This window comes from Pseudomonas sp. S2_F07, assembly GCF_054668325.1.
The window spans coordinates 1746846-1772857 of sequence record NZ_CP162758.1 but is presented as its reverse complement, the minus strand read 5'-3'; the positions used below and the strand labels follow the sequence as shown (position 1 = coordinate 1772857).

The following is a 26012-nucleotide window of genomic DNA, read 5'->3' as shown; positions in this document are numbered from 1 at the left end:
TTTTCGAGGAATCCAGCATGAAAGAAGCCGTCATCGTTTCCACCGCCCGCACTCCGATCGGCAAAGCCTTTCGCGGTGCGTTCAATGACACCGAAGCGCCGCAACTGGGCGGCCACGTGGTGCGCGAAGCCGTGCGCCGTGCCGGCATCGAGCCGGGTGAAGTGGACGACGTGATCATCGGCGCCGCGGCGCAGCAGGGCACGCAGTCCTATAACCTGGGCCGCCTGTGCGCGATTGCCGGCGGCTTGCCGGCGTCGGTTGCCGGGATGGCCGTCGAGCGCCAGTGTTCGTCGGGCCTGATGAGTATCGCCATGGCCGCCAAAGGCATCATGTGCGACGAAATCGACATCGCCGTGGCCGGTGGCCTGGAGTCGATTTCCCTGGTGCAGAACAAGCACAAGAACCTGTATCGCAACCAGTCGGCTTCGGTGATTGAGCTGGACCCGCACGCCTATATCCCGATGATCGAAACCGCCGAGATCGTCTCCGCGCGCTACGGCATCTCCCGCGACGAGCAGGACGAATACAGCTACCAGAGCCAGCTGCGCACCGCACAGGCCCAGAGCGCCGGGCGCTTCGACCGCGAGCTGGCGCCGCTGACCAGCCGCAAGGCCCTGTTCGACAAGGCCACCGGCGAAACCCGTTATGAAACCGTCACCTTGCTGCGCGACGAGTGCAACCGCATCGACACCAGTCTCCAGAGCCTGAAAGCGCTGGAGCCGGTATGGCCGGGCGGTCAGTGGAGCGAAAAGGGGCGTTTCATCACCGCCGGCAATGCCTCGCAGTTGTCCGATGGCGCGTCGGCTTCGGTGTTGATGAGCGCGAAAATGGCCGAGAAACGTGGCCTGGAACCGCTGGGGATCTATCGCGGCATGGCTGTCGCCGGCTGCAATTCCGACGAGATGGGCATCGGCCCGGTGTACGCCATCCCCAAGCTGCTCAAGCGCCACGGCCTGACCATGGACCACATCGGCCTCTGGGAGTTGAACGAAGCGTTCGCCTGTCAGGTGCTGTACTGCCGCGACACCCTGGGCATTCCGGCCGAGCGCCTGAACGTCAACGGCGGGGCGATCTCCATCGGCCATCCGTTTGGCATGTCCGGTGCGCGGATGGTTGGTCACGCGTTGGTCGAAGGCCAGCGTCGCGGCTTGCGTTACGTGGTGGTGAGCATGTGCATCGGTGGCGGCATGGGCGCTGCTGCTCTGTTCGAGGTGGTCTGAATGATCAGCGCACAACATATCCAGGCGACCATGGCTCGCTATGTGGAACTGGTGGATGCCAGCGACATCGAGGGCATCCTCGCGCTCTACGCCAAAGACGCCACCGTTGAAGACCCGGTCGGCCAGACGCCGTTGCAGGGCATCGACGCCATCGCGCGTTTTTACCGTGAAGGACTGGGTGCGATGAAAGTCTCCGCAACCCGCACCGGCCCGGTGCGCGCGACACTCAACGGTTGCGGCGCGATGCCGTTCCGGGTCGACATGGAGTGGGGCGAGCAACCGTGCTCGCTGCATGTGATCGATGTGATGGAGTTCGACGCCGACGGTAAGATCCGCTCGATGAAAGCCTACTGGAGTGAAGTTAACGTCACCGCGCGAGGTGCAGCATGAATCTGGAACAGCGGATCGCCCGCCTGGAAGCGCTGGAGGATATCCGCCAGCTCAAGCATCGCTATCTCAACGCCTGCGACCTCAAGCAGGTCGAGGTGATTGCCGACTGCTTTGCCGAAGGTGCAGTGCTGATCGATTATGGGCCGTTGGGAATCTTCCGCGAGCGCGACAGTTTTGTCGCGCTGTACCGCGAACTGGCTTGCCATGAGCGGGTGATCGACCTGCATCACGGCGCCAACCCGGAAATCGAAGTGCTGAGCGAGGATCAGGCCCAGGGCCGTTGGGCCCTGTGGTATTTCAACCTGGATGGTGAGAGCGGGGCGACGCGGCAATTGGGTGGGTTCTATCAGGACCGTTACCAGCGTATCGCCGGCCAATGGAAGATCGTCGCCACCCGTTTTACCGCTCACTCGGAAGTGGCGCGTTCCTGAAGGCGGCTCACTCCCGAGGTGGCCCCTGTGGGAGCGAGCCTGCTCGCGATGGCGGCATGTCAGGCAACATCAATGTTGAATGTGCCGGCCTCATCGCGAGCAAGCTCGCTCCCACAGTTGATTTGGGTGGTTCGCTGATTTTGCGTACAGCCACTGAACCTGTGGGAGCGGGCTTGGTCCGGGCGGCGATCCGACGAAGGCGGCATGTCAGGCAACATCAATGTTGAATGTGCCGGCCTCATCGCGAGCAAGCTCGCTCCCACAGTTTTTGGTGGTGACGCCGGCATTGCGAGTATCCCCAATCCCCTGTGGGAGCGAGCGTGCTCGCGATGGCGGCATGTCAGGTAACATCAATGTTGGATGTGCCGGCCTCATCGCGAGCAAGCTCGCTCCCACAGTTTTTGGTGGTGACGCCGGCATTGCGAGTATCCCCAATCCCCTGTGGGAGCGAGCGTGCTCGCGATGGCGGCATGTCAGGCGACATCAATGTTGGATGCGCTGACAGCCATATCCGGATTCTGCGTTCGGCCGGTTTCGTAGTAAGCCTTGAGGTTCTCGGCAATCTGCTGCACGACCTTGTTGAAGGACTTGGCCAGCAACCTTTCAAACAGCCTGCCACCGCGCAGGCTGTAATTCATTTGCAGGGTGATGCGGGTCGCGTTGCCATCGGCTTGCAAGGCATAACTGAAACTCGCCTGGCGAAAAGGAAAGGGCGAGTCATTGCCGCCCTTGTGCAACCGCAACACGAACCCCGTGCCTTCCTGCCACTGCACCACGCTTTCATCCAGATACTGACCGCCCTTGCGCAACACCCGGCGACTGGTGCCGAGGCCTTCCGTTGCGCCTGGATGAAACTGGCAACCGGTCAGTCCCGGCACGTAGTGCGGGGCGAGGCTCAGGTCGCGCAGTTTGGCCCAGACGGCTTGAGGTGGGAGATCGAGCAAAACACTGTGGCTGGCGATTGCGGGCATGTCGGAATTCCTCTTGTTATTTGAATGCTTGAAAGATCGCAGCCTCGTTTTACTCGACAGCTCCTACAGAGATTGAGGTTCAATTGTAGGAGCTGCCGAAGGCTGCGATCACTTCAGGATTGAGCCGCGTCGAGAAACGCCGGGCGTTCGCCCGCGCCATGCACCGCGATGTCCGCGCCGCTGACGTAACGGGCCAGCTTCGAGGCCAGGTACAGGCAGGTGTCGCCAATGTCTTCCGGGGTCGCCAGTCGTTGCAATGGAATGGTCGCCGCCACCCGGGCAATGCCCGCGTCGTCACCATAATGCATGGCCGCCTGCTCGGTGAGAATCAGCCCGGCGGTGACCGCATTGACCCGCACCTTCGGTGCCCATTCCACCGCCAGCGAGGTGGTCAGGTTCAGCAGTCCGGCCTTGGCCGCGCCATAGGCGGCGGTGCCGGGGGAAGGGCGGGTGGCGCTGACGCTGCAGATGTTGATGATCGCACCGCCGTCGGCCTGGGCCTGCATCACCTCGTTGGCCTGCTGGCACAGGTTCAGCGGTGCGATCAGGTTCAAACGGATGATTGCCTCGCTGAAACGCGGCGAGGCGGTGGCCGCGTCGGCACTCGGCGAACCCCCGGCGTTGTTGACCAGCACATCGAGGCGACCGAAACGCTCGACGATTTGTGCGATCAAGCGCCCGGACTGTTCGACGTCGCGCAGGTCGCAGGGCACGAACAGCGCCTCACGCCCGGCACTGGCAGGCAGGGTTGGCGGGGCTTCGCGACCGCAAATCACCACTTCGGCGCCACAGTCCAGAAAGCGCTGAGTAATGCCGCGTCCGACACCTTTACCACCGCCGGTGACCAGTACCACTTTGCCGCGAAAGTCCATCGGATCAAGCATGGGAGTTCTCTTTTTGTCGCTCGGGAATGCCGTCGATGCTAGGTCCGCAGCCTTGTGCAGGCCAACGTCCAAAGGGACTAGGTAGTCTTGTCGGACGATGTTGACCACCCGGCCCCTCGGAATAATCCCGCTACAACAACAGGCCGGGAGGACACCTTATGGGCGCTTCAGCGCAAGGGCACTTCGTTACGCTGCCGGATGGTTTGCAGCTGCACTATAAAGATATCGGCGGGCAAGACACCGGCAACGGCGAGCCGGTGATTTTCATCCATGGCAGCGGGCCGGGCGCCAGCGGTCACAGCAACTTCAAGCAGAACTACCCGGTGTTCGCCGAGGCCGGTTACCGGGTGATCGTCCCGGATCTGCCGGGCTACGGCGCTTCGGACAAGCCTGACACCCTTTACACCCTGGACTTCTTCGTCGCGGCCCTGAGCGGCTTGCTCGACGCCCTGGATATCCAGCGTTGCGCGCTCATCGGCAACTCATTGGGCGGCGCGATCGCGATCAAACTGGCCCTCGACCAACCGCAGCGTGTCAGCCGTCTGGTGCTGATGGCGCCCGGTGGCCTGATGGAAAAGGAACAGTATTACCTGCAGATGGAAGGCATCCAGAAAATGGGTGCGGCCTTCGCCAAAGGTGAGCTGAACGACGCGGCGGGCATGCGTCGCCTGCTGGCCCTGCAACTGTTCGATGAAAGCCTGATCAGCGACGAAACGGTCAACGAACGGGTGGCGGTGGTGCAACAGCAACCGGTGTGTGTGCTGTCGACCATGCAGGTGCCGAACATGACGTCGCGCCTGGGTGAATTGCAGTGCCCGATCCTCGGTTTCTGGGGCATGAACGACAAGTTCTGCCCGTCCTCCGGTGCCCAGACCATGCTTGAAAACTGCACCGGCATCCGTTTCATGATGCTCAGCGAGTGCGGGCATTGGGTCCAGGTCGAGCACCGTGACTTGTTCAACCGCCAGTGCCTGGCGTTTCTTCAGGAGGCCCGCGGATGAGCGTGCAATTGCGCCGTGAGTTCGGCGAAGAGCTTTATCAGGCGCTGCTCAGCGGCTCCACCCTGGCGCCGCTGACCGAGCGTTGGCCGTCGATCAGCATCGAAGACGCCTATCACATTTCCCTGTACGCGATAGAGCGTCGGGTGGCGGCCGGTGACCAGATCGTCGGCAAGAAAATCGGCGTGACCTCGGCGGCGGTGCAGCAAATGCTCAACGTGCATCAGCCGGATTTCGGCTTCATCACGCGGCAGATGTCATTCGATGACGACGCGCAAATTTCCCTGTCCGCCAACAAACTGATCCAGCCCCGTGCCGAGGGCGAGATCGCCTTCAAGCTCAAGCATGATCTGATCGGCCCCGGCATCACCGAAGCCGAGGTGCTGGCCGCCACCGAGTATGTGATGCCGTGCTTCGAGATCGTCGACTCGCGGATACATGACTGGCGCATCCGCATCCAGGACACGGTCGCTGACAACGCCTCCTGCGGCGTATTCGTGCTGGGCGACAGCAAGGTCGACCCGCGCGAGCTGGACCTGCCGAATTTGCGCATGCGCGTGTTCAAGAACGGTGAGCCCCTGAGCGAAGGCCTGGGTTCGGCGGTGCAAGGCAATCCGCTGACCGCCGTGGCCTGGCTGGCCAACACCCTGGGTGCCTTCGGCATTCCGTTCAAGGCCGGGGAAATCATCCTGTCCGGTTCTCTGGTACCGCTGGAACCAGCCCGTGCCGGTGACCGTTTTGAACTGACCATTGATGGCCTGGGCAGTGCCCGGGTGTCTTTCTGCGCCTGACTTTTGGAGTTTTAACCTAATGAGCAAAAAACTCAGAGCGGCCATTATCGGCCCGGGCAATATCGGCACCGATCTGCTGATGAAAATGTGCCGATCGCAATGGATCGAGCCGGTGTGGATGGTGGGTGTCGACCCTGAATCCGAGGGCCTGAAACGTGCTCGGGAAATGGGCATCAAAACCACCGCCGGCGGTGTCGACGGCTTGCTGCCCCACGTCCTCGACGATGACATTCGCATCGCCTTCGATGCCACCTCGGCCTACGTGCATGCGGAGAACAGCCGCAAGCTCAATGAACTGGGCGTGATCATGATCGACCTCACGCCAGCAGCCATCGGCCCGTACTGCGTGCCGCCGGTCAACCTCAAGGAGCACGCGTCGAGCCTGGCGATGAACGTCAACATGGTCACCTGCGGTGGTCAGGCGACCATCCCGATGGTGGCGGCGGTGTCGCGGGTGCAGCCGGTGAGCTACGGCGAAATCGTCGCGACGGTCTCTTCCGGTTCGGTCGGCCCGGGCACGCGGCAGAACATCGACGAGTTCACCCGCACCACGGCCGGTGCGGTGGAGAAGATCGGCGGCGCCCGACGCGGCAAGGCGATCATCGTGATCAACCCGGCCGAGCCGCCGTTGATGATGCGCGACACCATACACTGCCTGACCGATGACGAACCGAACCAGGACGCGATCCGCACCTCGGTGCTGGAGATGGTCCGCGAAGTGCAGCGCTATGTGCCCGGCTACAAGCTGATTAACGGGCCGGTGTTCGATGGGCGAAAGGTGTCGATTTTCATCGAGGTCGAAGGCCTCGGCGATTTCCTGCCCAAGTCCGCCGGCAACCTCGACATCATGACCGCCGCCGGATTGCGCACGGCCGAGATGTTCGCCGAAGAAGCCCACAAGGGCACCCTGCAACTGCCCGTCCGTTGAGTGGAGAATCCCGATGAATTTGCAAGGTAAGAGCGTCCGTCTGCACGACATGAGCCTGCGCGACGGCATGCACGCCAAACAGCACCAGATCAGTATTGAGCAAATGGTTTCGGTGGCCACCGGTCTCGATGCGGCCGGTGTGCCGCTGATCGAAATCACCCACGGCGATGGCCTGGGCGGTGCGTCGCTGAACTATGGCTTCCCGGCTCACAGCGACGAGGAGTATTTCTCCGCGGTGATCCCGCAGATGAAACAGGCCAAGGTCTCGGCCCTGTTGCTGCCGGGGATCGGTACCCTCGATCACCTGAAGATGGCCCATGAACACGGCGTGTCGACCATTCGTGTCGCCACCCACTGCACCGAGGCGGACGTGTCCGGCCAGCACATCGGCATGTCGGCGAAGATGGGCCTGGACACCGTCGGCTTCCTGATGATGGCGCACATGGTCAGCCCGGAGAAGTTGCTGGAGCAGGCGCGCCTGATGGAGAGCTACGGTGCCAACTGCATCTACTGCACCGACTCGGCCGGCTACATGCTGCCCGATGAAGTCACACAAAAAATCGGGGCCCTGCGTGCCGGCCTGAACGCCGGGACCGAAGTCGGTTTCCACGGCCATCACAACATGGGCATGGCCATCGCTAACTCCCTGGCCGCCATCGAGGCCGGTGCCGCGCGCATCGACGGCTCGGTCGCGGGCCTTGGCGCGGGGGCGGGCAATACGCCGCTGGAAGTGTTCGTCGCGGTGCTGGAGCGGATGGGCGTCAATAGCGGCGTGGATCTGTACAAGATCATGGACGTGGCCGAAGACCTGGTGGTGCCGATGATGGACCAGCCGATCCGCCTCGACCGCGACGCACTGACGCTGGGTTACGCCGGGGTCTACAGCTCGTTCCTGTTGTTCGCCAAGCGCGCCGAGCAGAAGTACGGGATTGCTGCTCGCGAGCTGCTGGTGGAACTGGGGCGGCGCGGAACCGTAGGTGGTCAGGAAGACATGATCGAAGACCTGGCGCTGACCCTGTCGCGGGCCAGGGGTGTACTGCCGACCTGATTATTGCGGCAACGAAAAAACCACCGATGATTCGGTGGTTTTTTTATGGCCGGTGGAAACCGTGTTCAAGGCAGCAGATTGCGCACCACGGGCGGATAGCAATTGATCGCCGTGCTCGAACAGCTGAAGTAGGCGGTGGTCGGTCGGTAGGCTTCGTTCTTGAACAGCTGGCACAGACTGGTGGAAGCACCCGCACAGAGGATGATGAACAGAGCACAAGTAGATTTGCGCATGATGGGTCTCGACACGGTTTTATTGTTGTAGAGACAGGTTATGGCGGTGGAGGGCGAGCGGCTTCGTCCGAATGGACTAGGGATCTGTGCCTGGCCAAAATCCCCTGTAGGAGCTGCCGAGTGCAACGAGGCTGCGATCTTTTGATTTTTAGAGCAAGGTCAAGAGATCGCAGCCTGCGGCAGCTCCTACAAAAAATTGAGCATCAGCCACGGCGTGCTATGGCGCCCATGGCCATGAACAGCGCCGCAATCGCCCGGGCTTCATGCAGGTCGCCACGGGCCACCAGTTCGGGAATCTGTGCCAGGGGTACACGCAGGCATTCCAGGGGTTCGGGTTCGTCACCTTGCAGTTGGCAGGGGCTCAGTTGTTCGGCCAGTACCACCCGGTAGCGATGGCACAAATGCCCCGGTGCCAGTGTCAGCTCGCCCAACTCGGTGAGGCGGGCGGCGCGCATGCCGACTTCTTCGCTGAGCTCGCGCTGCGCCGCCTGCAGATAGTCTTCGTCGGGCTCGGCGCCACCCTTGGGCAGGCCGAGGATGGTTTTTTCCACACCGACCGCGTATTCACGCACCAGCAGCACATGCGCAGGATCGGGCATCGCCACCAGCATCACCGAGCGATAACCGGTGCCGCGCAGGCGTTCGTAGACCCGCTGCTGGCCGTTGCTGAATTGCAGGTGCAGGGCTTCGATCTGAAAGTGGCCGCTTTGCGCCAGCAGTTCAGTCTTGAGGATGGTTGGGCAGTTGCGCATGGGGCAGTCCCCTGTTTGGGATAAAGACACTGTGCGCTGTACAACGGGAGCCGCCATCGTCCGAGCGGACGAGGGCAGCAATGAGGGTCAGCCGAGGGTCGCCACGCTGCGCAGGATCAGGCGCACCAGCATGGTCTGGCGGGTCACGCCGGTCTTGGAGAAGGTCGAGCGCAGGTGCGCCCGGGAGGTGTTGCGGCTGATGCCCAGCTCTTCCGAGGCTTCATCGAGGGTCAAGCCGTTCGCCAATAACATGGCAAGCTGGGTTTCCGCCGGGGTGAAGTCGAACAGTGCGCGGACTATATCCTGGGGCGCGGTGGACTGCTGCTCCGGGTCGCTGATGAAAATCACCACGGTGGGGCACTGCTTGCCTTCGCTCCAGTCGCTCAAGGGCACCGAGCGCACGATGATCCCCAGATCCGCTTTGCCGGACGGTCGCTGTACGCGCAGGGCCTCAACCACTGATGGATTGCCGCTCTTTTGCGACAGCAGCGACTGCTTGACCAGTCGGCGGAACTCCTGGGTGTCCCGGGCGGTACCGACCTGCAGGCCATCGTTGACCAGTTTGATGCCGTCCTTTTCCTGGATCAGCCGGTCGGCAACCTGGTTGGTCTGCAGCACCTTGCCGGACTCGTCGAGGATGATCGTGCCGACCGCCATCTGGTTCACCGCGCCGGCGTACAGGTTGCGCTCGGCTTCGATACGGTTGAGTTGCATGTGGATCTTGATCGAGCGTTCCAGGTGCGGGATGAAATGCGTGAGCATGGCCTTTTCTTCATTGCCGAAAGGCTTGTCGTCACGCCCGCGACTGATGCGAATGCGGCACTGGGCGCCGTCGACAGTGTTGATGTCGGCACCGAGGATGTGGAACACGTCCACCGGTTCAAGGAAGTTCTTGTAGAACTCGGAGTTCTGCCAGTCGTCGTTGGAGACGAACTCGGCGAGGGTCACGACCTGGCGGTTGGGCAGGTCGACAAACGGATCGAGGCTGAAAAAGTGCTTGTTATACGACGCGGTCGCCTCGGTCGAGGTACCGGTGGTGTTGACCATCAGGCCATCCACATGGGCGCTGGGCGGACGCAGGATGAAGGTCACGTACTTGCTGTTCAGATGCACATTGAGCTGGTTGAGAAAAGTCGCCCAGGGAATGGTTTCCAGCGGCCCCTGATAGAGGTTGCCGAGCAAATCACTGAACGTATCGAGGCTGAGGCTCTGCTGCATGGGGAAAAACCGTTTTTATTATTAGCGTTGGCGGTGGCCGAGAATAAGCGCCGGTATCGACTCCTTGCAACGCTCGGGCTCAGGGCCTGACCGGCGGCTGCCGCTCAGGCCCGGGGCGGGAGAAAAGCCGCTGATGTCAGACCCGTTCGCTGGCGCGCACGACAAACTTCTTGTGTTCGGCAACGTCCGCCGACAGCGCCTGGACGTCGGTGTAGAACTGCTCGTACCAACGGCGCAACTGATAGACCGGACCGTCGCCGTCACACAGCAGCGGGTTGTCGACGCGGGTCTTGCTGTGCCAGATGGCCACGTCTTCGTAGAAGGCTGCCTGCGCTTGCGCCACGTAGGCCTTGGCCATTGCCTGGTTCTGCTCTTCGCTGAGCCCCGGGATCTTCTTCACCAGCACGCCATAGCGCAGGGTGAAGCTGTCGAGGTCAATCGGCACGTGACAGTTGAGCAGGATCGAATGGATTGGCTGGCCGTTCATGGCGCCGTTCATTTCGGTGATCTGATAGGCCGGGCCGAAATAGGTGGCTTCGGTGGTCAGCACGCTATCGCCGGACAGGCGCTCACTGCGGGCGCGCATGATCTGGGTGGCCAGGTGGCCCTGGAAAATGTTGATGAACTCGTCGACCGGCGCGCCATGGACGGTGCCGAAGTGCGCCATGTCGGCGATGTTGTCGATCAGTTCGCGGCAGTTGGTGCCAATCTGCAGTTCGGCGACTTCCCACTCCGCCCATTCGTCGCTGTAGCAGGCGTCGATGCGCGGAATGCGTTGTTCCGGCAGCGGCGGGTTGCCTTCGGGGTCGTTCCAGACGAACAGCAGTTGGTTCTCTTCCATGATCGGCCAGCTCTTGATCCTGGCCCGTGGCGGGATGCGCTTGGCATAAGGGATGTCATCGCACACGCCATCGGCGCCCCAGCGCCAGGCGTGGAAGGGGCAGCGGATCGAGTTGCCTTCAACGCAACCGGTGCTCAGGTCGGCGCCCATGTGCGGGCAGTAGCCATCAAGAATATGCAGATCGCCGTCTTCACCCTGGAACGCCACCAGACGGGTGCCGAACACCTCCAGGCGGTGGGCCTTGCCGTCGCGGTATTGCGCGGCCAGGCCCAGGCAATGCCAGCCACGGGCGTAGCGGTCTTCCAGCAGTTTGGCTTCGATGCGGTGCAGGGTACTCATCTTATTATTCTCCCAAGGGATCACGGGTTTGGCGCATGTAACGGATTCTGCCGCCCCTGTAAAAGCGGGCATCGTCTGAATGGACGATGGCTGCTTTAAGTAGGCCCGCTCTACTGGCGCCATTAGACCCATGGCAGGAGTTGGCGATGAGTAATGAACAAGGGCCGGTAGCGGTGATTACCGGGGCCGCCAGTGGTATTGGCCGTGGCCTGGCCGAACACGCGGCGTCGCTGGGCATGCGCCTGGTGCTGGCGGATCGGGATGCGGCGGGCCTGCAAGCCCTGTGCGAGGAATTGAAATCCAGCGGTGTGCAGGCGATTGCCTGCGTCACCGATGTCGGTGATGTAACGCAGGTCGAGCGCTTGCGTGACCGGGCTGTCGAGCACTTTGGCGGGGTCGACCTGCTGTTCAACAACGCCGGGGTGATGCAAACCGGCTTCAGCTGGGAAATCACCGAGGCGCAATGGCAGCGCATGCTCGACGTCAACCTCAACGGCGTGATCAACGGCATTCGCAGCTTTGTGCCGCTGCTGCTCAGTCAGGGCCGGGCAGCCCATGTGATCAACACGGCATCCCTTGCAGGGCTGGTCAGCAGCCCGCTGATGGCGCCGTACAACGTGACCAAGCAGGCGGTGGTCGCGCTCTCGGAAACCCTGCATTACGAACTCGCCATGATCGGTGCGCCGGTGTCGGTGTCGGTGCTGTGTCCGGGGCCGGTGGCCAGTGAAATCATGGCGTCGAACCAGGAAGTGGGCACCGCCGGGTCCGACTTCAGTCAACTGCTCGACAGCACCGTTCGCCAGGGCATGACCCCGGCGGAACTGGCCGCGCAAGTGTTCGCCGCCGTCGCGCAAAAGCGTTTCTGGATCCTGCCCCACAAGAGTTTCAAACCGGCCCTTGAACGCCGTCTGCAAAGCATCCTGGGAGAAACCAATCCGCAGTTTCAAATGACTGACGTAGAGGACGATGCCCATGCCGCTCGATAAGCAGATCGCTGGAGTACTCCAGCAGTTTCGCGACATCCCGGAGCCCGATTTCAGTCATATCGATGCCGCTCAGTACCGGCAGTTCTCCGACAACCTGCTGCCGGCCATCCCCGGCGAACCGATGAGCGAGGTGTGCGACCTGCGGGTGGCCGGCGCGGACGGTGAACTGGACGCACGGCTGTACCGGCCATCGGAAGAGAGCGACCTGCCATTGCTGGTGTTTTTCCATGGCGGCGGATTTGTCATGGGCAACCTCGATACCCACGACAATCTCTGCCGCTCGCTGGCCCGCCAGACCGAGGCGGTGGTGGTGTCAGTCGCCTACCGACTGGCGCCGGAAAGCAAGTTCCCGGCTGCACCGCTCGATTGTTATGCGGCCACCTGCTGGCTGGTCGAACACGCGGCTGAACTGCGCGTCGATGGCAGCAGGCTGGCTGTGGCCGGGGACAGCGCCGGGGGCAATCTGGCGCTGGCGGTCAGTCAGTTGGCGGCACGACGCCAGGGGCCGAAGATCAGTTATCAGTGCCTGTTTTATCCGGTCACTGACGCCGGTTGCGACAGTCAGTCCTTCGAAGACTTTGCCCAGAGCTATCTGCTTTCCGCCGGGATGATGCGCTGGTTCTGGCAGCAGTACCTGCAAGACGTCGGGCAGGCGGAGGACCCATTGGCCTCGCCGTTGCGCGCCGAGAGCCTGGCGGGATTGCCGCCAACGACCCTGATTACCGCCGAATTCGATCCGTTGCGCGATGAAGGCGAGGCAATGGCCGAGTGCTTGCGCGAGGCCGGCGTACCTGTGCGCGTACAGCGTTGTGACGGCATGATCCACGGCTTTATCAGCATGGCGGCATTCGTCGAAGGGGCGGCACAGGCTTTGTCCGATGCGGCGACCGACCTGCGCGGGGCACTCAAATGAACGACCTGGCTTTCAACACGGTGCCGCAACTGATCGAGGCCATCGGAGCCGGTCGGATGGTGGTGATCACCGACGATGAACACAACGGCGAAGGCTCGTTGCTGATGGCCGCCGAACAGGCCGGGGCCGAGGCTGTCACCTTCATGGCGGTGCAGGCACGCGGGCTGATTTGCCTGGCCCTGACCGAGCAGCGCTGCCGCGCACTGGGCCTGGACCTGATGGTGCCCAACTCCCGGGCGCAACATGGCGTGGGTTTTACCCGCTCGATCGAAGCCGCCACCGGAGTGTCCACGGGCATCTCGGCAGCGGACCGGGCGCGGTCGATCCAGGTGGCGGTCGACCCGGCCAGCGTTCCGACGGACCTGGTGCAACCGGGGCATATCTTCCCGGTGCAAGCCTTGCCCGGTGGCGTGATGCAGCGGGCCGGCCATGTCGAGGCCGCTTGCGACCTGACGCGACTGGCGGGGCTGCAACCGGCGGCAACCCTGGTGGGCATCCTCAACGAGGACGGCGAACTGGCCCGTGGTGCCGAGCTACATGACTTCGCCCAACGCCATGGCTTGCGGATCGGCACCATTGCCGACCTGATTCACTATCGCATCCTGCATGAAGGCACGATCGAACGCGGCGGCGAATATCCGTTGCAAACCCGCCACGGCGAGTTCCAGGTGACCACCTATCAGGACACCTACCAGGGCTCGTTGCACATGGCGTTGGTCAAGGGCCGGATCGACAGCACGCAACCGGTGCTGGTGCGGGTGCAAAGCATCGAGACGTTGCGTGACGTACTGGGGTGTGAAAGCGCAGGCGGGCCGCAACAGTGGACCCTGGAGCGTTCGCTGGCCGGTATCGCGGCGGCCGGTAGCGGTGTGCTGGTGCTGCTGGCGCAAAAGGAATCCGCCGAGGGCGTGCTCGAACAACTGCGTCAGCGCAGTGGAGGCAAGCACCGGGCACCACAGTTTCCGCAACGGACCCTGGGCATCGGCGCGCAGATCCTGCGCGACCAGAACGTGCGCAAAATGCGCCTGATGAGCTCGCCGGTGCCGTACACCGCTGTTTCCGGGTTTGATCTGGAAGTGACGGAGTTCGTGCCGTTTCAACCGGCAAACTGAAGCAAACACAAACCTGTGGGAGCGAGCTTGCTCGCGATGGCGGTCTGTCAGGCGACATTGATGTTGAATGGGCCGGCCCCATCGCGAGCAAGCTCGCTCCCACAGGGTTAATGGGTGTATGCAATATCTGCGAGCAGCCGAAATCATTGTGGGAGCGAGCTTGCTCGCGATAGCTATCGATTGGTCACATCCAGTCAAAAGCTGACCCAACGCTCAAGCATCCACCGGTCTAGCCTTCCTCCTGAATTCACCATGGAGAGGGCAAAGGAATGCCGGATTTACCCGCCTCACATCGCCTGCGCACAGGCCGCTATCCTGAACCCAACAGGATTTACCTGCTGACGAGCAACACGCTGGACCGAGAACCGGTTTTCAAGGATTTCGGTCTGGGCAGGCTGGTCGTCAAGCAATTTCAATATGCACAGGAACAATATTGGGCGAACTCGTTAGCCTGGGTTGTCATGCCCGATCATTTTCATTGGTTGATCGAGTTGCAGCAGTGCTCACTCAGTCAGCTGATGCAAAAAACCAAATCATTGAGTACGCGGGCCGTGAACATGTCCGTCGGACGTAAAGGCAGTCTTTGGCAGCAGGGCTATCACGATCGGGCACTGCGGCGGGATGAAGACCTGGTGAAGCTTGCTCGATATGTCGTCGCCAACCCGTTGCGGGCTGGGTTGGTTGAGAAGCTTGGTGACTATCCGTTGTGGGATGCGATCTGGGTTTGATCTGGAACCGTGTTGCCTCAATCGCGAGCAAGCTCGCTCCCACAGTGAATTTGGTTGTTCGCAGATATTGCGTACACCCGCTAACCCTGTGGGAGCGAGCTTGCTCGCGATGGCGGAGTGTCAGTCGACATCTATTTTGAATGTGCTGGCCTCATCGCGAGCAAGCTCGCTCCCACAGTGATTTGGGTGGTTCACAGAAGTTGCGTACACCCCATCTGCATTGGCTTAAGGCTTGATCCCGCGCAACATCTTCTTCGCCTGATCTTGCATCGCCTGCGGCGCGGTCATGTTGCCGTCGATCACGGTGATCACCGCGTGGCCTTGCCACAGTTGATAGGCATCGGCCTTTTGCTGGGCGTCGGTTGGTGTCGACGGTGGGGCCAGGTTGACGTGGACCACGCCGTCGGCGCCGCGCTGTGAGGTGAAGTTCACCCGATCCCAGTTGCCGATCGGGGCAAAGCTCACGCCTTTGACTTCTTCGGGTTTCAGGGGCGGGTAGTTGAGGTTCAAGCCGCTGATACCCGGCAGGCCGAGCACGTTCAAATCACACTGATGTTTGTTCTTGGTGCAGGCCTGTTTAGCTTCGGTACCGGCCAGGCTCGCCTGTTCAATGACCTTCACGGCAAACCGCGCCGTGTCGTCCATGGCGCCAAGGGTTTTGCGGTAGCCGGCCTGCTGGTCGCGGATGATCAGGTCCATGTCGATGGCCGTTGACACCGCTACTGCCGGAACACCTTTGAACATCGCGCGTACCGCAGCGTTCAGGGTGCCGGACATCTGCGTCAACGGGCCGACGTTTTCGCCGAAGTTGGTGCCGGATACCACCAGGTCTGGCGGCGAATCCTTGAGGATCACATCGAGGCCGACGTTGACCGCATCCACTGGCGTGCCGATGGCAGAGGTCTTGCCGGCAGGCGGGGTGTAGCCCTCCGGCGGCCCGACGCAAAATTTGCCCGGCGCCAGTTCGGTCACCGCCAGGGCCTGGCCGGGCACGACCACGCTGGCGGCGCTGATGCCGCTGCTGTCGTTCAATGGGCCGACCAGGGTGACCTTGTGCCCGGCGGCGGTCAGGGCGCGGTACATCGCATCGATACCGGGTGCGCGGCAACCGTCGTCGTTGGTCAGCAGGATGTTCAGGGCATTGGCGTGCATCGACAGGCCAACGCTGGCCATTGCGATGACGCCGGTGAGGAGTTTATTCATGAGCAGTCTTCCGTGAAATCTACAGAATTGGAAAAGCATAACGCCCCGACCGAATGAGTCGGTCGGGGCACTGAGGTTTTAGCGGGTGCCGAGTTTGCGCAGGTTGCCAGGGGTGAATTCGTCTTCGGTGAAGGCGGTGGCGTTGAGCTTCGCCGGTTTCTGATCGATCAGCATCCGGTCAACCAGATACGAGCCGGCAATCAGGTCGTGATAGATCCCGAGGCGAGCGTGGTAGCGCTGCATTTCGTAGGCGTAGATCGAGGTCTGCATGTTGGTGCGCCACAACTGGCCACGGCTGTCGTAGTTGTCGGCCAGGGTCGCGGCCCAAGTGTCCTCGTCCAGGTACATCACACGCTTGGCGTACACGTGGCGGGCACCTTCCTTGAGGGTGGCTTGCAGCACCCAGACGCGGTGTTTTTCATAGCGCATGTACTGCGGATCGATATGACCGGTGGTGGCCAGAATCTGATCGGTGCTCACGCTCGGATCATCGATCTTGTAGTTGTGATAAGGAATGTAGATTTCTTTTTTGCCGACGATGGTCCAGTTGTAGCGGTCCGGTGCACCGTTGAACAAACGGTCTTCGTCGTACACGCGAAAACCTCCCGCGCCGGTCGGCGAGTCGTAGCCTACGGTCGGCGCGCGACGCACCCGGCGCTGACCGGGGCTGTACTGCCAGGCCTGGCGCGGGGAGGAGGTCGGGTTGATGAACTCGTGGCCGACGACGATTTCGCCTTTCTTGCGCACCGGTTCCAGCGTGGTGATCAGGAAGTTGGTGAGGATGCCGTTGGCCGTCTCCAGGGATTTGTCCGGACTGGACCAGATCGAGAAGATCTTGTAGTTGACCTCTTCGAGCACCTTTTCCTTGTTGGCGTACACCACCGCCTGGCCGTAGTTGGCCTCTTCAGTGTTGGCGCGCGACTGCAAGGTATGGTTGAACATCAACTCGCTGCCGTTCTTCGGGATCGGGAACGGAGAAGCACCCCAGGCGTTTTTCGTGTCGTTGTTGTCATTGTCGAGTTCGGCAGTGACGGCGTTTTTCTTGATCAGGTCTTCCATGCGCTGATCGAGGCGGAAGTCGCGGTGGCTCGGGTACACCGGGATCTTGAAGGTATCAGGGTAACGCTTGAGCAACGCTTTCTGGCCATCGGTCAGGTTGTCGGCGTACTTGTCCATGTTCTTCGAATCGATCACGAACAGTGGTTTTTCCGCGGCGTACGGGTCCGGATACGGGGTGCCGGGGCCGGCGTACTTTAGACCCGGTGGCAGACCGCGCCATTTGCCGGACCAGGCCGGGATGCTGCCGTCAGCGTTGCCGGCCTTTTCGGCGCCTATCGGGGTCAGGTCCTGGCCCAGGCGGGCGGCTTCCTCGGGGCTGACCTTGGCGTAAGCCAGGCCACTGCCGAGCAGAGCCACGGTCAATGCCGTGCTCAATAAGGTTTGGGTGAATCTGGACATGCTGTGCTCCTCCGACAGGGGAATCAGAACCGGTTCTTGAAGCTGAGCGCGACGTTGTCGCGGTCGGCCAATGGGCTCTGGGCCGCGCAAATACCCGGATAGAACAGGCTCTCATCCCGGCTCACCACCTGGTTGCCCAGGCGCGCGTTGAGGGCGTGACCACTCACGTCCCAGGTGCCATAGGCGTAGTAATCGAGCATGCGCAGCGGTCAGGCCGGCCCGACCTGCAGTTCAGGGGTGGGAAGTGAAGCTGGGGCGACTATGGAGTCACGCTTGCAATGCAACATCGTCCAACTGGACTAAGCGATATCGGGTTGCTCCTCGATTCCACCCTGCGACCCTGGCATTCCGGGCAGGGCTTGCACCACCTACGGGTGCAACGCCAGGCTAATGCAAGCCCATCTGTCGCTTGAGCTGCGCCAGGCGCGGATCGCCAGGCGCGGCCTGCTCCAGGCGCCGGAGGTACTGCACCGCCTGTTCGCGCTGGCCGCCCGTACCGTGCTGATAAATCAGCGCGTAAAGCAGATCGGGATCTTGCGGGGATTGCGCCAGACCGGCTTCCAGCGCCGTGCGCGCAGCATCGCGGCGCCGCATTTGTAGCAGGAGCAGCCCCTGGTTGTAGCGAATCCGCGAGTTGTCGGGCAAGGCGATAGCGGCCTGCTCCATCCACTGCAAACCTTCCTCGGCCTTACCGCGCTCGACCAGCAACAGCGCCAGCATGTACGCCAGGTTGCCCCGATCGCTCGCTGGCATCTCGTTGAGTGCCACGCCCTCGCGCAGGACCTGCTCGGCTTCGTCCTGGCGCAAGACGCCGTTTGCCAGCGTCACCAGGTTGATCCGCGCCGGCGAGAAATAGGGATCAAGTTTGAGCGCCTGGCGGTACTGCTCCAGCGCTTCCAACTGCAGAGCCTTGCGCTCCAGCAGCACGGCCAGATTGAGGCGGCTGCCGGGCAGGTCGGCATTACCGCGCAGGCGCCGCTCGTAGTCGTCGAGGGCCGCGGTGAAGCCTTCGCGCCGCTCTTTGGGCAGGGCAATCAGGGGAATACCCGCCAGCGCACGCAGTGCCTCGTCGCGCACCGCGCGTTGCGGGTCGTCCAGCAACGGCAGCAGACGCTTGACCCGCTCCACTGGCGCCAGCTCGGTAAAGGCAGGAATCGCGTAGGCACGCACCAGCGGACTCTGGTCTTTGAGCGCCTGAGTCAAGCTCGGCAAGGCCGGCTCGCCCAGCGCCGCCAGTTGTTCGGCAGCGGTAGCGCGGACGATCGCCGGCTTGCCCAAGTCGCCAATCACTGCCGCCAGTTGCGGCAACGCATCGGCGCTACCCTGGCGGGCGCCATGCAGCGTTTCGCCGTAGTGCGGCGGCCGCTGTGGCTTGCCGAACCAGCCTTCGATGGACTTGGCCGCCCACGCCGGCTCCTTGTCCTTATGGCATGCAGTGCAGGCATCCGGGCTGCCGGTCCCGGCGGCCAGATCCGGGCGCGGCAGGCGCAGGCTATGGTCGCGACGCGGGTCAACGACCATGTAGGTCTGCTCCGGCATATGACAATTGACGCACTGCGCGCCGGCAGAGCCCGCCGCGTGGTGATGATGCTCGGGACTGTCGTAGTTCTTCGCCTGCAAGCTGGGGAAACGCGCAGGTGGCGCCTGGGTGTGACACTGCTGACAGAGGTCGTTGCCTTCGATCTTGACCTTGGCGGTGTGCGGATCGTGGCAATCTGTACAGGTCACCCCTGCGGCGTACATTTTGCTCTGGGCGAAAGAGCCATAGACGTACACCTCGCCCTGGATCTGCCCATCGGCATGGTAGAGATCGGGCCGTAGAGTGGCTGGCAACGCCGCATCAAGCAGCGGCTTACCCGGCTGCTGGCCGATGCCCAGGCTCTGCCGGCGACTGTGACAGTAGGCGCATTGCTCCATCAGACCCTGGCTGCCGAGCGCCTTGAAATCCACCGGCAGGCCCACATCCCTGGCTTCGCTCTCGGGGTTGTCCTTGGCTTTTTCGGCCCATTCGACGTGTTTCTGTGCCGGGCCGTGGCACCCCTGGCAGCCGACGTTTGGCTCGTGCCAAGTGGTGGAGAAGCTGTCGGTTTTATCGTCGTAATTCTTCAGCAGGTTGCTCGAATGGCAATCCGCGCACATTGCATTCCAATTCTGGTAGCGCCCGGTCCAGTGCAATGGGTCATTCGGCGCAAAACGCTGACCAGGGTAAAGCGAGAACCAGCGCTGTCCACCTTCGGCCTTCGGTCGTGTATCCCAGGCAATGGTCAGGCTCTGCAGGCGGCCACCGGGAAACTCCACCAGGTACTGCTGCAGCGGTTTGTAGCCAAAGGTGTAGCGAATAAGGAAGTCCGCCGGTTTGCCATCCGCGCCTTCGATGTTGACGAAGAACTTCTCGCCGCGGCGGAAAAACTTCGCCTGCACACCGCCATCCTTGAACCGCGCATCCTTGAAATTGCCCAGCATATTGGCTGGAGTCGCCTCACGCATCGCCCAGTCGTGATCGGAATTTTTCCAGTCCCTGGCCTGCTTGGCATGACAACCGAGGCAACTGGCGGCGTCGGCATAGCCGGCGGGGTCTTTCGCCAAGTGCGGCGATGCGGCCTCCTGTGCATGCACCGGGAGGTTGAGCAGCAGCAAGGAGCACAGCCCCAGGAACAGGTTCTTGGCGGTCGACAAGCAATGATCCTCGAATTTAAGGCTTAATTTTATTTGGCATTTTATTCGCTGACCGGGCCTGTCGAAACTCGACGGCAGCAGCACCGAGATCGACCCGGGCATAATCCCACGCCTCAACAAGCCTGGGTCGGGAAGAGCGTGCACAGCATGAGTCGACGAGGCTAATGCCCTGAACTCCCTTGCGACCTACCGCAGTTCGATTGATACCTCCTCGATCCGACCTCCTGTAAAGGTATAGCCGGGCGCGGATTCCTCGGGATAGTCACCTGCGCAGGAGCCGTGGTCGATCCCGACGTCAAAGGTTTCTTCGATCGTGAAGAAAGCCGGCGGGCTTGCGGGTAAATGGTCCTTGCCGATCAATACGCCATCGACCAGCAATTGGATCGCTGCGCCCTTGGCGTAACCTCCGCCGTCGTAGTCGAAATCGAAACGAAGTTCGTGACGGCCAGGTTTGAGTGGCTCGGCCCCGCGGAACGTCACCGTCTTCAGATCGAAAAGGCGGTAAGTGAACATCGGATGCTGTTCGGCGTCGAGATAGAGCGACCATCCGGCACTGTTGCCGCCCACCGTCGCAACCACTCCGTGCGCTTGCGCGCCGACGTCGACGATTCCAGTCACACTCCATGAACGGTTGTATGTCTTGGGCAGCGCCGATTCAGGAATGCCGACGGCACCTTCGTGGAAAGTCATGCGAGTGCGACCTTCGTGGAGCGCGGGAAGTCCTTTGGAGCCCGACATGGCGAGGTCGGCGAGCGGAAGCACCTGGTTACGCCCTGCCTCCTGCATGAACAGATCCTTCAACGCAGCGAGTCGTGCCGGCTCTTGCTGTGCCAGATCATTGCCTTGCGAATAGTCTTTTTTCAGGTCGTACAGCTCCCATTGATCTTCCTCGAACTTCTTCGTTGTGAAACCACTGATGGTTGACCAGGGGAGCCTGCGATGAAACGCCGATGCGATCCAGCCGTCATGGTAGATTGCGCGGTTCCCGAAGACCTCGAAGTACTGAGTGGTGTGGCGCTCGGGCGCTTTCGCGTCAGCAAAGCTGTAGATCAAGCTCGTCCCATCCATGGGCTTCTGCGCGATGCCATTGACCGTGGTTGGCTCTTTGATATGCGCCGCGTTCAGGATGGTCGGCACAATATCGTTGACGTGGCTGAACTGGCTGCGCAATCCGCCGCGATCCATGATTCCCTTCGGCCATGTGATCACCATCGGGTTGCGCGTGCCGCCGAGATGCGATGCAACGGTCTTCGTCCATTGGAACGGTGTGTCCATCGCCCACGCCCAGCCAGCCGGATAGTGCGCGTGCGTGCCAGGTCCGCCGAGTTTATCCAGCTGCGCGAGTTTGCTCGCGTCGCTTTCCGGCAATCCTTGTATGGGGCCGAAATAGTTCGCGCTGCCGAGCAAACCACCTTCGGTGCTCGCTCCATTGTCGCCGACGATGTAGATGAACATCGTGTTGTCGAACTGGCCATTGGCCTTGAGTGTATCGATCAACTTGCCGACCTGGACGTCGGTATGTTCCAGGAAGCCGGCGTAAACCTCCATCAATCGCGAAGCGATGCGCTTCTGATCCGGTGTCAGCGTGTCCCATGCTGGCATCCGTGGGTCTCGTGACGTGAGTACGGTGTCAGCCGGGATGATGCCAAGCTTTTTCTGCCGGGCGAAGGTCTCCTCGCGCAGCTTGTCCCACCCCTGGTCAAACTGGCCACGATACTTTTCGATCCACTCCTTCGGTGCCTGCAGCGGAGCATGGGTCGCGCCCGGCGCGAAGTACAGGAACACCGGCTTGTTCGGCGTGACCGAGTGCTGTACGCGCAACCATTCGATCGCGTGGTTGGCGAGATCTTCGGTCAGGTGATAGTTGCTGCCTGGCGGCCGCATGATCGGCGTCGTACCGTCGTAAAGCGACGGATCATATTGATCGGTTTCTCCGCCCATGAAGCCGTAGAAACGTTCGAAACCCTCACCAGTCGGCCATCGGTCGAAGGGGCCGCTCGGCGAAACTTCCCAGTCGGGCGTCTGATGCCATTTGCCAAAGGCGGCAGTGTTGTAGCCATTCTGGCGCAGGATTTCCGCTATGGTCGCAGTATCCTTGGTGTGGAAGCCGCTGTAACCCGGGCGATCGTCAGGCACGTTCTCTACCGTGCCGATCCCGACCGCATGCGGGTTGCGACCGGTCAGTAGTGACGCGCGCGTCGGTGAGCAAATCGAGGTGGTATGAAAGCTGTTGTAACGCAGCCCTTCATGCGCCAGTGTGTCGAGCACCGGTGTCTGGCCGGGCCCGCCAAAAGTTGACGATGCGCCGAAGCCAACATCGTCGAGCATCACGATCACCACATTGGGCGCACCTTTTGGTGCACTTACCTGGTACTCGGGGTGAGGCACAGGTGGGGTTTCCTGTGCGCGAATGGACGCTGCGAAGAGCCCGAGACACAGGACGAGCCATTGACGGTAACAACGCATCGAGTATCTCCAGAATTTTTCTTGTTATAAGAACGAGCGCCGTCGCACTACGCCTTGTCTGATCAGGGCTTGAACCGCCCAGGGTCTCCCGCGCCTCACCAGGCGTCGTCATTCTGCCATCAGTTACCGTGATCACGGAATTCTTGCCACAGCTGATAGGCATCGGTTTTGCTGTTCTGCCGTCGGGGTTGGTGGCGCGACCAGTTTGGCACGCACGATGCCGTCGCCGCCCCGGCTGAACGCGTCGGCCGGGGCGGCGAGGTTTAGCGGGTGCCGAGCTTGCGCAGGTTGCCGGGGGTGAATTCTTCGTCGACGAAATTGCTGGCATTGAGCTTGGCAGGCTTTTGATCGACCAGCATGCGGTCAACCAGGTAGGAGCCTGCGATCAGGTCGTGGTAGATGCCCAGACGGGAGTGGAAACGCTCGATGTGATAGGCGTAGATCGAGGTTTGCATGTTTGTGCGCCACAGTTGTCCACGGCTGTCGTAGTTGTCTGCCAGGGCGGCCTGCCAGCTATCCTCGTCCAGATAGAGCACACGCTTGGCATAGAGATGCCGTGCGTTTGGCTTGAGCGTGGCCTGCACGATCCACACGCGGTGTTTCTCGTAGCGCATGATATCCGGGTTGATGTGACCGGTGGTGGACAGGATCTGTTCGATGTTTACGTCAGGTTGGTCGATCTTGTAGTTGTTGTACGGAATGTAGATCTCTTTTTTACCGACGATGGACCAGTTGTAGCGATCCGGGGCGCCGTTGAACAAGCGATCTTCATCATAGACCCGGAAGCCGCCCGCACCGCTAGGCGAGTCGTAGCCGACGGTCGGCGCGCGGCGCACGCGGCGTTGACCCGGGGAGTATTGCCAGGCTTGCCGTGGTTCGGCGGTGGCATTGATGAACTCGTGACCGACGACGATCTCACCCTTCTTGCGCACGGGTTCCAAGGTGGTGAGCAAAAAGTGCGTGAGGATGCCACCGGATGTGTCCAGGGTCTTTTTGGGGTCGGCCCACACCGAAAAGATCTTGTAGTCGACCTTCTCCGTCACCCGATTTTTGTCGGGATAGATCACTGCCTGTTGGTAGACGGCCTCTTCGGTGAAGGACCGCCCTGACATGGTGTGGTTGAGGATCAGTTCGTTGCCGTTCTTCGGAATCGGGAAAGGCGAGGCACCGAAGGCATTGCTGGTGTCGTTGCCGTCGTTGGAGAGCTCCGCGTTCAGGGCGTTTTTCTTGATGTCGTCTTCGGTGAGCTGATCGACACGGAAGTCGCGATGGCTCGGGTACACCGGCATCTTGAAAGAGTCCGGGTAGCGCTTGAACAAAGCTTTCTGGCCGTCGGTCAGGTTGGCGGCGTACTGGTCCATGTTCTGCGCGGTGATGGTGAACAAGGGTTTTTCAGACGCATAGGGGTCCGGGTACGGCGTGCCTGCACCACCGAACGTGAGACCCGGTGGCAGACCGCGCCATTTGCCGGTCCAGGCCGGGATGCTGCCGTCGGCGTTGCCGGCCTTTTCGGCGCCCATCGGGGTCAGGTCCTGGCCAAGGCGGGCGGCTTCCTCGGGGCTGACCTTGGCGTAAGCCAGGCCACTGCCGAGCAGACCGACGGTCAATGCCGTGCTCAATAAGGTTTGGGTGAATCTGGACATGCTGTGCTCCTCCGACAGGGGAATCAGAACCGGTACTTGAAGTTGAGCGCGACGTTGTCGCGGTCGGCCAACGGGCTGTTGTTGGCGTTGCCGAGGTAGGCGTTGTAGCGGGCCTCGACGGTGAAGTTGCCGAGGTAGCGCCACGAACTGCCGATGCTGGCGCGGTTATCGTTCTGGCCGGCGTTGATCGAGCCGACCATCGAGCTGTCGCCGTGGGCGGCGGCGCTGAAGGTGACAGGCACCGTCATGTCCCATCCGCTGAACACGTTGTTGTAGTCAAAGTTCGCTTGTACCGTGTAGCCCCAGGCATCGCGGTCATAGACCAGGCTGTCGGTTCCCGGCAGCGCGAAGCCAGGGGCCAGGGTCACTGGCTGCGACTTGTCGTTGCTGACCACGGTGTTGTAGACCACCTCGCCGGTCAGGCTGGTGTTGTCGGCGAAGGACGTCGGGCCAAGCACGTAGATCATCGACGTTTGCGCTTGTATTGTCTTGCCGCGCACGGGGCTGGAGAAACCGTTGTTGACCATCACCGGCGTACCGTCGCGGTAGCTGACTTCACCGGCCCAACTGACGTCGCCCAGCACGGTGGCGAAGCTCGCGCCGAACAGGTCGATGTTGTCGAAGTAGCGCACCTGATAGCGGCCCAGGGTCGATGCGAAGTCCAGTGATGGGGTCTTGTCGTGATAACGCGAGTAGTAGATGCCGAACTCGGTGTTTTTCAGCGACTCGGCGGCGTAGGTGAAGGCCAGACCGTACTGGCCACTGTCGCTCGGTTTGTCGTCCTTCAGACGGGTGACAAAACCGGAGGCGTCGTTGAAGCCGCCCTCGTCGATGAAGTCGGTGGTGGAGAAGTAGCTACCCACGCCGAACAGCTCGGTCTTTTCCCACTTGTATTGGTAGTAGGCCTGGATACCCAGGCTTTCGGTCAGGGCGAACTGGGTGAACAGTTGGCCGACCGGCAGCAGGATTTCCTTGACCTCGACGCCCGGGGTGGTCGCCTTGGTCGCGTCCACCGGGCTCTGGGCCGCGGAAATGCCCGGATAGAACAGGCTCTCACCCCAGCTCACCACCTGGTTACCCAGGCGCGCGTTGAAGGCATGGCCGCTCAGGTCCCATGTGCCATAGGCGTAGTAATCGAGCATGCGCAGTTCATTGCGGTGCTGGTCGATGGTGTCCTGGGAGAAGCGGTCAGGCTTGCTGCAATGGCCGCCGGCGAAGCAGTTGGAAGTGCCGGTGGTGTTGTCGTTGTCCTGATCGTAGACGTTGTCGTAGAAGCCCGTCGCCCGCACGAACACGCCGTAGTCGTCTTGCCACTTGATGTTGGCTTCGGTGAGAAAGCCGCTGCGGTTGTTGATCAGGCTGCCTTTGTCGAACGCGTTATCGCCATCGTTGCCGTTAGCGTTCGCGGTCAGTTTGTGATCGCGAGCCTCGGTCCGCCAGGCGAGGCTGTACGTCAGTGTAGTGTCCCAGTCGATGCTCAAGTCTTCGCTTGGCTGAAAGCTCATGGCGTTAACGTGAGCGCTAAGTCCGCCAGCCAGCATCAATAGAACAAGCTGTGTGCGAGTGTGCTGTGTTGGTGGGGCGATTATTGTTTTTATCATGTCGTCCTCATGGCCCAGGTCAGACCTGCCCGACCTGCATTTCAGGGGGGGATTGGTGCTGTGGGCGACTATGGAGTCACCAATTGCGCGCAACATCGTCCAAGCGGACTAAGCGATTTGTACGGGGTGGCAGCAGGCCTGGCCTTAGTCTTATCGGACGATGAACACCCGGCGCGCGCGGC

24 protein-coding genes are annotated in these 26012 nt (G+C 61.5%); 11 read left to right on the top strand and 13 right to left on the bottom strand.

The annotated features are described in order from the left end of the window. Positions 1-17: 17 nt before the first annotated feature. From AB4O40_RS07970 to AB4O40_RS07960, 3 genes are read left to right on the top strand one after another with little or no spacing between them, the layout of a single operon-like run. On the top strand, positions 18-1220 hold the full coding sequence (locus AB4O40_RS07970) for an acetyl-CoA C-acyltransferase (protein ID WP_056722430.1): 1203 nt from the start codon (positions 18-20) through the stop codon (positions 1218-1220). Further along, positions 1221-1610, top strand: coding sequence for a steroid Delta-isomerase (locus tag AB4O40_RS07965; protein ID WP_460055115.1), 390 nt, complete (start codon positions 1221-1223; stop codon positions 1608-1610). Further along, positions 1607-2041: a nuclear transport factor 2 family protein gene (locus tag AB4O40_RS07960; RefSeq protein ID WP_056722426.1), complete on the top strand. Its 435-nt coding sequence runs from the start codon at positions 1607-1609 to the stop codon at positions 2039-2041. The genes AB4O40_RS07965 and AB4O40_RS07960 overlap by 4 nt, the downstream gene beginning before the upstream one ends. Before the next feature lie 473 nt (positions 2042-2514). Here AB4O40_RS07960 and AB4O40_RS07955 read toward each other — a convergent pair whose 3' ends face one another. Then, positions 2515-3012 (bottom strand): SRPBCC family protein, encoded by a 498-nt coding sequence (locus AB4O40_RS07955; RefSeq protein ID WP_056722424.1) that lies wholly within the window; start codon positions 3010-3012, stop codon positions 2515-2517. 113 nt (positions 3013-3125) lie between these two features. After that, complete coding sequence (locus AB4O40_RS07950) at positions 3126-3896, bottom strand: SDR family oxidoreductase (RefSeq protein WP_056722422.1); 771 nt, start codon at positions 3894-3896, stop codon at positions 3126-3128. A gap of 158 nt (positions 3897-4054) precedes the next feature. Here AB4O40_RS07950 and AB4O40_RS07945 point away from each other — a divergent pair, with 158 nt between their 5' ends. The 4 genes from AB4O40_RS07945 to dmpG are packed head-to-tail and all read left to right on the top strand — an operon-like array spanning position 4055 to position 7661. Continuing rightward, positions 4055-4897, top strand: coding sequence for an alpha/beta fold hydrolase (locus AB4O40_RS07945; RefSeq protein ID WP_223541597.1), 843 nt, complete (start codon positions 4055-4057; stop codon positions 4895-4897). Next, on the top strand, positions 4894-5685 hold the full coding sequence (locus AB4O40_RS07940; protein ID WP_223541596.1) for a fumarylacetoacetate hydrolase family protein: 792 nt from the start codon (positions 4894-4896) through the stop codon (positions 5683-5685). The genes AB4O40_RS07945 and AB4O40_RS07940 overlap by 4 nt, the downstream gene beginning before the upstream one ends. A 19-nt stretch (positions 5686-5704) precedes the next feature. Next, positions 5705-6613 carry an acetaldehyde dehydrogenase (acetylating) gene (locus AB4O40_RS07935; protein WP_056722416.1) on the top strand — a complete coding sequence of 303 codons (909 nt, stop codon included), beginning with the start codon at positions 5705-5707 and terminating at the stop codon, positions 6611-6613. A gap of 13 nt (positions 6614-6626) precedes the next feature. Next, positions 6627-7661 (top strand): 4-hydroxy-2-oxovalerate aldolase, encoded by a 1035-nt coding sequence (gene dmpG / locus AB4O40_RS07930; RefSeq protein WP_056722414.1) that lies wholly within the window; start codon positions 6627-6629, stop codon positions 7659-7661. 65 nt (positions 7662-7726) lie between these two features. On the opposite strand, the gene AB4O40_RS07925 is transcribed toward dmpG, so the two are convergent. The 4 genes from AB4O40_RS07925 to AB4O40_RS07910 all read right to left on the bottom strand — a co-directional run bounded on the left by AB4O40_RS07925 (position 7727) and on the right by AB4O40_RS07910 (position 11044). Continuing rightward, complete coding sequence (locus AB4O40_RS07925) at positions 7727-7894, bottom strand: hypothetical protein (protein ID WP_177336459.1); 168 nt, start codon at positions 7892-7894, stop codon at positions 7727-7729. Positions 7895-8097: 203 nt separating this feature from the next. Beyond that, positions 8098-8646, bottom strand: a complete 549-nt coding sequence (nudE, locus tag AB4O40_RS07920; RefSeq protein WP_056722412.1) for an ADP compounds hydrolase NudE — start codon at positions 8644-8646, stop codon at positions 8098-8100. 87 nt (positions 8647-8733) lie between these two features. Next, a complete protein-coding gene (locus tag AB4O40_RS07915; RefSeq protein WP_056722410.1) occupies positions 8734-9864 on the bottom strand; it encodes a helix-turn-helix transcriptional regulator in 1131 nt (376 codons plus the stop codon). A gap of 136 nt (positions 9865-10000) precedes the next feature. Then, a complete protein-coding gene (locus tag AB4O40_RS07910) occupies positions 10001-11044 on the bottom strand; it encodes a Rieske 2Fe-2S domain-containing protein (RefSeq protein ID WP_056722408.1) in 1044 nt (347 codons plus the stop codon). A 146-nt stretch (positions 11045-11190) separates the two neighbouring features. On the opposite strand from AB4O40_RS07910, the gene AB4O40_RS07905 reads away from it, so the two are divergent. The 4 genes from AB4O40_RS07905 to AB4O40_RS07890 all read left to right on the top strand — a co-directional run bounded on the left by AB4O40_RS07905 (position 11191) and on the right by AB4O40_RS07890 (position 14783). Further along, entirely contained in the window at positions 11191-12030 is an 840-nt protein-coding gene (locus AB4O40_RS07905) for an SDR family NAD(P)-dependent oxidoreductase (RefSeq protein ID WP_056722406.1), read from the top strand. Beyond that, positions 12017-12943: an alpha/beta hydrolase gene (locus tag AB4O40_RS07900; RefSeq protein ID WP_460055124.1), complete on the top strand. Its 927-nt coding sequence runs from the start codon at positions 12017-12019 to the stop codon at positions 12941-12943. Before AB4O40_RS07905 ends, AB4O40_RS07900 begins: the two co-directional genes overlap by 14 nt. Then, positions 12940-14055, top strand: a complete 1116-nt coding sequence (locus AB4O40_RS07895) for a 3,4-dihydroxy-2-butanone-4-phosphate synthase (RefSeq protein ID WP_056722402.1) — start codon at positions 12940-12942, stop codon at positions 14053-14055. Before AB4O40_RS07900 ends, AB4O40_RS07895 begins: the two co-directional genes overlap by 4 nt. Positions 14056-14324: 269 nt before the next feature. Continuing rightward, a complete protein-coding gene (locus AB4O40_RS07890; protein WP_150753069.1) occupies positions 14325-14783 on the top strand; it encodes an REP-associated tyrosine transposase in 459 nt (152 codons plus the stop codon). 225 nt (positions 14784-15008) lie between these two features. Here AB4O40_RS07890 and surE read toward each other — a convergent pair whose 3' ends face one another. From surE to AB4O40_RS07855, 7 genes are all read right to left on the bottom strand, one after another. Next, positions 15009-15986: a 5'/3'-nucleotidase SurE gene (surE, locus tag AB4O40_RS07885; protein ID WP_056722398.1), complete on the bottom strand. Its 978-nt coding sequence runs from the start codon at positions 15984-15986 to the stop codon at positions 15009-15011. Between the two features lie 78 nt (positions 15987-16064). Then, positions 16065-17444 (bottom strand): DUF1329 domain-containing protein, encoded by a 1380-nt coding sequence (locus tag AB4O40_RS07880; RefSeq protein ID WP_056722397.1) that lies wholly within the window; start codon positions 17442-17444, stop codon positions 16065-16067. A 23-nt stretch (positions 17445-17467) separates the two neighbouring features. After that, positions 17468-17644, bottom strand: a complete 177-nt coding sequence (locus AB4O40_RS07875; RefSeq protein ID WP_409078874.1) for a DUF1302 family protein — start codon at positions 17642-17644, stop codon at positions 17468-17470. Positions 17645-17831: 187 nt separating this feature from the next. After that, positions 17832-20120: a HEAT repeat domain-containing protein gene (locus AB4O40_RS07870; protein WP_460160141.1), complete on the bottom strand. Its 2289-nt coding sequence runs from the start codon at positions 20118-20120 to the stop codon at positions 17832-17834. A gap of 186 nt (positions 20121-20306) precedes the next feature. Beyond that, positions 20307-22586 (bottom strand): arylsulfatase, encoded by a 2280-nt coding sequence (locus AB4O40_RS07865; protein ID WP_409078872.1) that lies wholly within the window; start codon positions 22584-22586, stop codon positions 20307-20309. A gap of 263 nt (positions 22587-22849) precedes the next feature. After that, positions 22850-24229 carry a DUF1329 domain-containing protein gene (locus AB4O40_RS07860; protein WP_056722390.1) on the bottom strand — a complete coding sequence of 460 codons (1380 nt, stop codon included), beginning with the start codon at positions 24227-24229 and terminating at the stop codon, positions 22850-22852. 23 nt (positions 24230-24252) lie between these two features. Further along, entirely contained in the window at positions 24253-25734 is a 1482-nt protein-coding gene (locus AB4O40_RS07855) for a DUF1302 family protein (protein ID WP_223541589.1), read from the bottom strand. Between the last annotated feature and the right edge of the window lie 278 nt (positions 25735-26012).

Coding starts and splice junctions, on each gene's coding strand:
- AB4O40_RS07915 (WP_056722410.1), bottom strand. CDS start 9,864: ATGCAGCAGAGCCTCAGCCTCGATACGTTCAGTGATTTGCTCGGCAAC.
- AB4O40_RS07945 (WP_223541597.1), top strand. CDS start 4,055: ATGGGCGCTTCAGCGCAAGGGCACTTCGTTACGCTGCCGGATGGTTTG.
- AB4O40_RS07880 (WP_056722397.1), bottom strand. CDS start 17,444: ATGTCCAGATTCACCCAAACCTTATTGAGCACGGCATTGACCGTGGCT.
- AB4O40_RS07890 (WP_150753069.1), top strand. CDS start 14,325: ATGCCGGATTTACCCGCCTCACATCGCCTGCGCACAGGCCGCTATCCT.
- AB4O40_RS07970 (WP_056722430.1), top strand. CDS start 18: ATGAAAGAAGCCGTCATCGTTTCCACCGCCCGCACTCCGATCGGCAAA.
- AB4O40_RS07940 (WP_223541596.1), top strand. CDS start 4,894: ATGAGCGTGCAATTGCGCCGTGAGTTCGGCGAAGAGCTTTATCAGGCG.
- AB4O40_RS07965 (WP_460055115.1), top strand. CDS start 1,221: ATGATCAGCGCACAACATATCCAGGCGACCATGGCTCGCTATGTGGAA.
- AB4O40_RS07900 (WP_460055124.1), top strand. CDS start 12,017: ATGCCGCTCGATAAGCAGATCGCTGGAGTACTCCAGCAGTTTCGCGAC.
- AB4O40_RS07905 (WP_056722406.1), top strand. CDS start 11,191: ATGAGTAATGAACAAGGGCCGGTAGCGGTGATTACCGGGGCCGCCAGT.
- AB4O40_RS07895 (WP_056722402.1), top strand. CDS start 12,940: ATGAACGACCTGGCTTTCAACACGGTGCCGCAACTGATCGAGGCCATC.
- AB4O40_RS07860 (WP_056722390.1), bottom strand. CDS start 24,229: ATGTCCAGATTCACCCAAACCTTATTGAGCACGGCATTGACCGTCGGT.
- AB4O40_RS07925 (WP_177336459.1), bottom strand. CDS start 7,894: ATGCGCAAATCTACTTGTGCTCTGTTCATCATCCTCTGTGCGGGTGCT.
- dmpG (WP_056722414.1), top strand. CDS start 6,627: ATGAATTTGCAAGGTAAGAGCGTCCGTCTGCACGACATGAGCCTGCGC.
- AB4O40_RS07855 (WP_223541589.1), bottom strand. CDS start 25,734: ATGAGCTTTCAGCCAAGCGAAGACTTGAGCATCGACTGGGACACTACA.
- AB4O40_RS07960 (WP_056722426.1), top strand. CDS start 1,607: ATGAATCTGGAACAGCGGATCGCCCGCCTGGAAGCGCTGGAGGATATC.
- nudE (WP_056722412.1), bottom strand. CDS start 8,646: ATGCGCAACTGCCCAACCATCCTCAAGACTGAACTGCTGGCGCAAAGC.
- AB4O40_RS07865 (WP_409078872.1), bottom strand. CDS start 22,586: ATGCGTTGTTACCGTCAATGGCTCGTCCTGTGTCTCGGGCTCTTCGCA.
- AB4O40_RS07955 (WP_056722424.1), bottom strand. CDS start 3,012: ATGCCCGCAATCGCCAGCCACAGTGTTTTGCTCGATCTCCCACCTCAA.
- surE (WP_056722398.1), bottom strand. CDS start 15,986: ATGAATAAACTCCTCACCGGCGTCATCGCAATGGCCAGCGTTGGCCTG.
- AB4O40_RS07950 (WP_056722422.1), bottom strand. CDS start 3,896: ATGCTTGATCCGATGGACTTTCGCGGCAAAGTGGTACTGGTCACCGGC.
- AB4O40_RS07910 (WP_056722408.1), bottom strand. CDS start 11,044: ATGAGTACCCTGCACCGCATCGAAGCCAAACTGCTGGAAGACCGCTAC.
- AB4O40_RS07875 (WP_409078874.1), bottom strand. CDS start 17,644: ATGCTCGATTACTACGCCTATGGCACCTGGGACGTGAGTGGTCACGCC.
- AB4O40_RS07935 (WP_056722416.1), top strand. CDS start 5,705: ATGAGCAAAAAACTCAGAGCGGCCATTATCGGCCCGGGCAATATCGGC.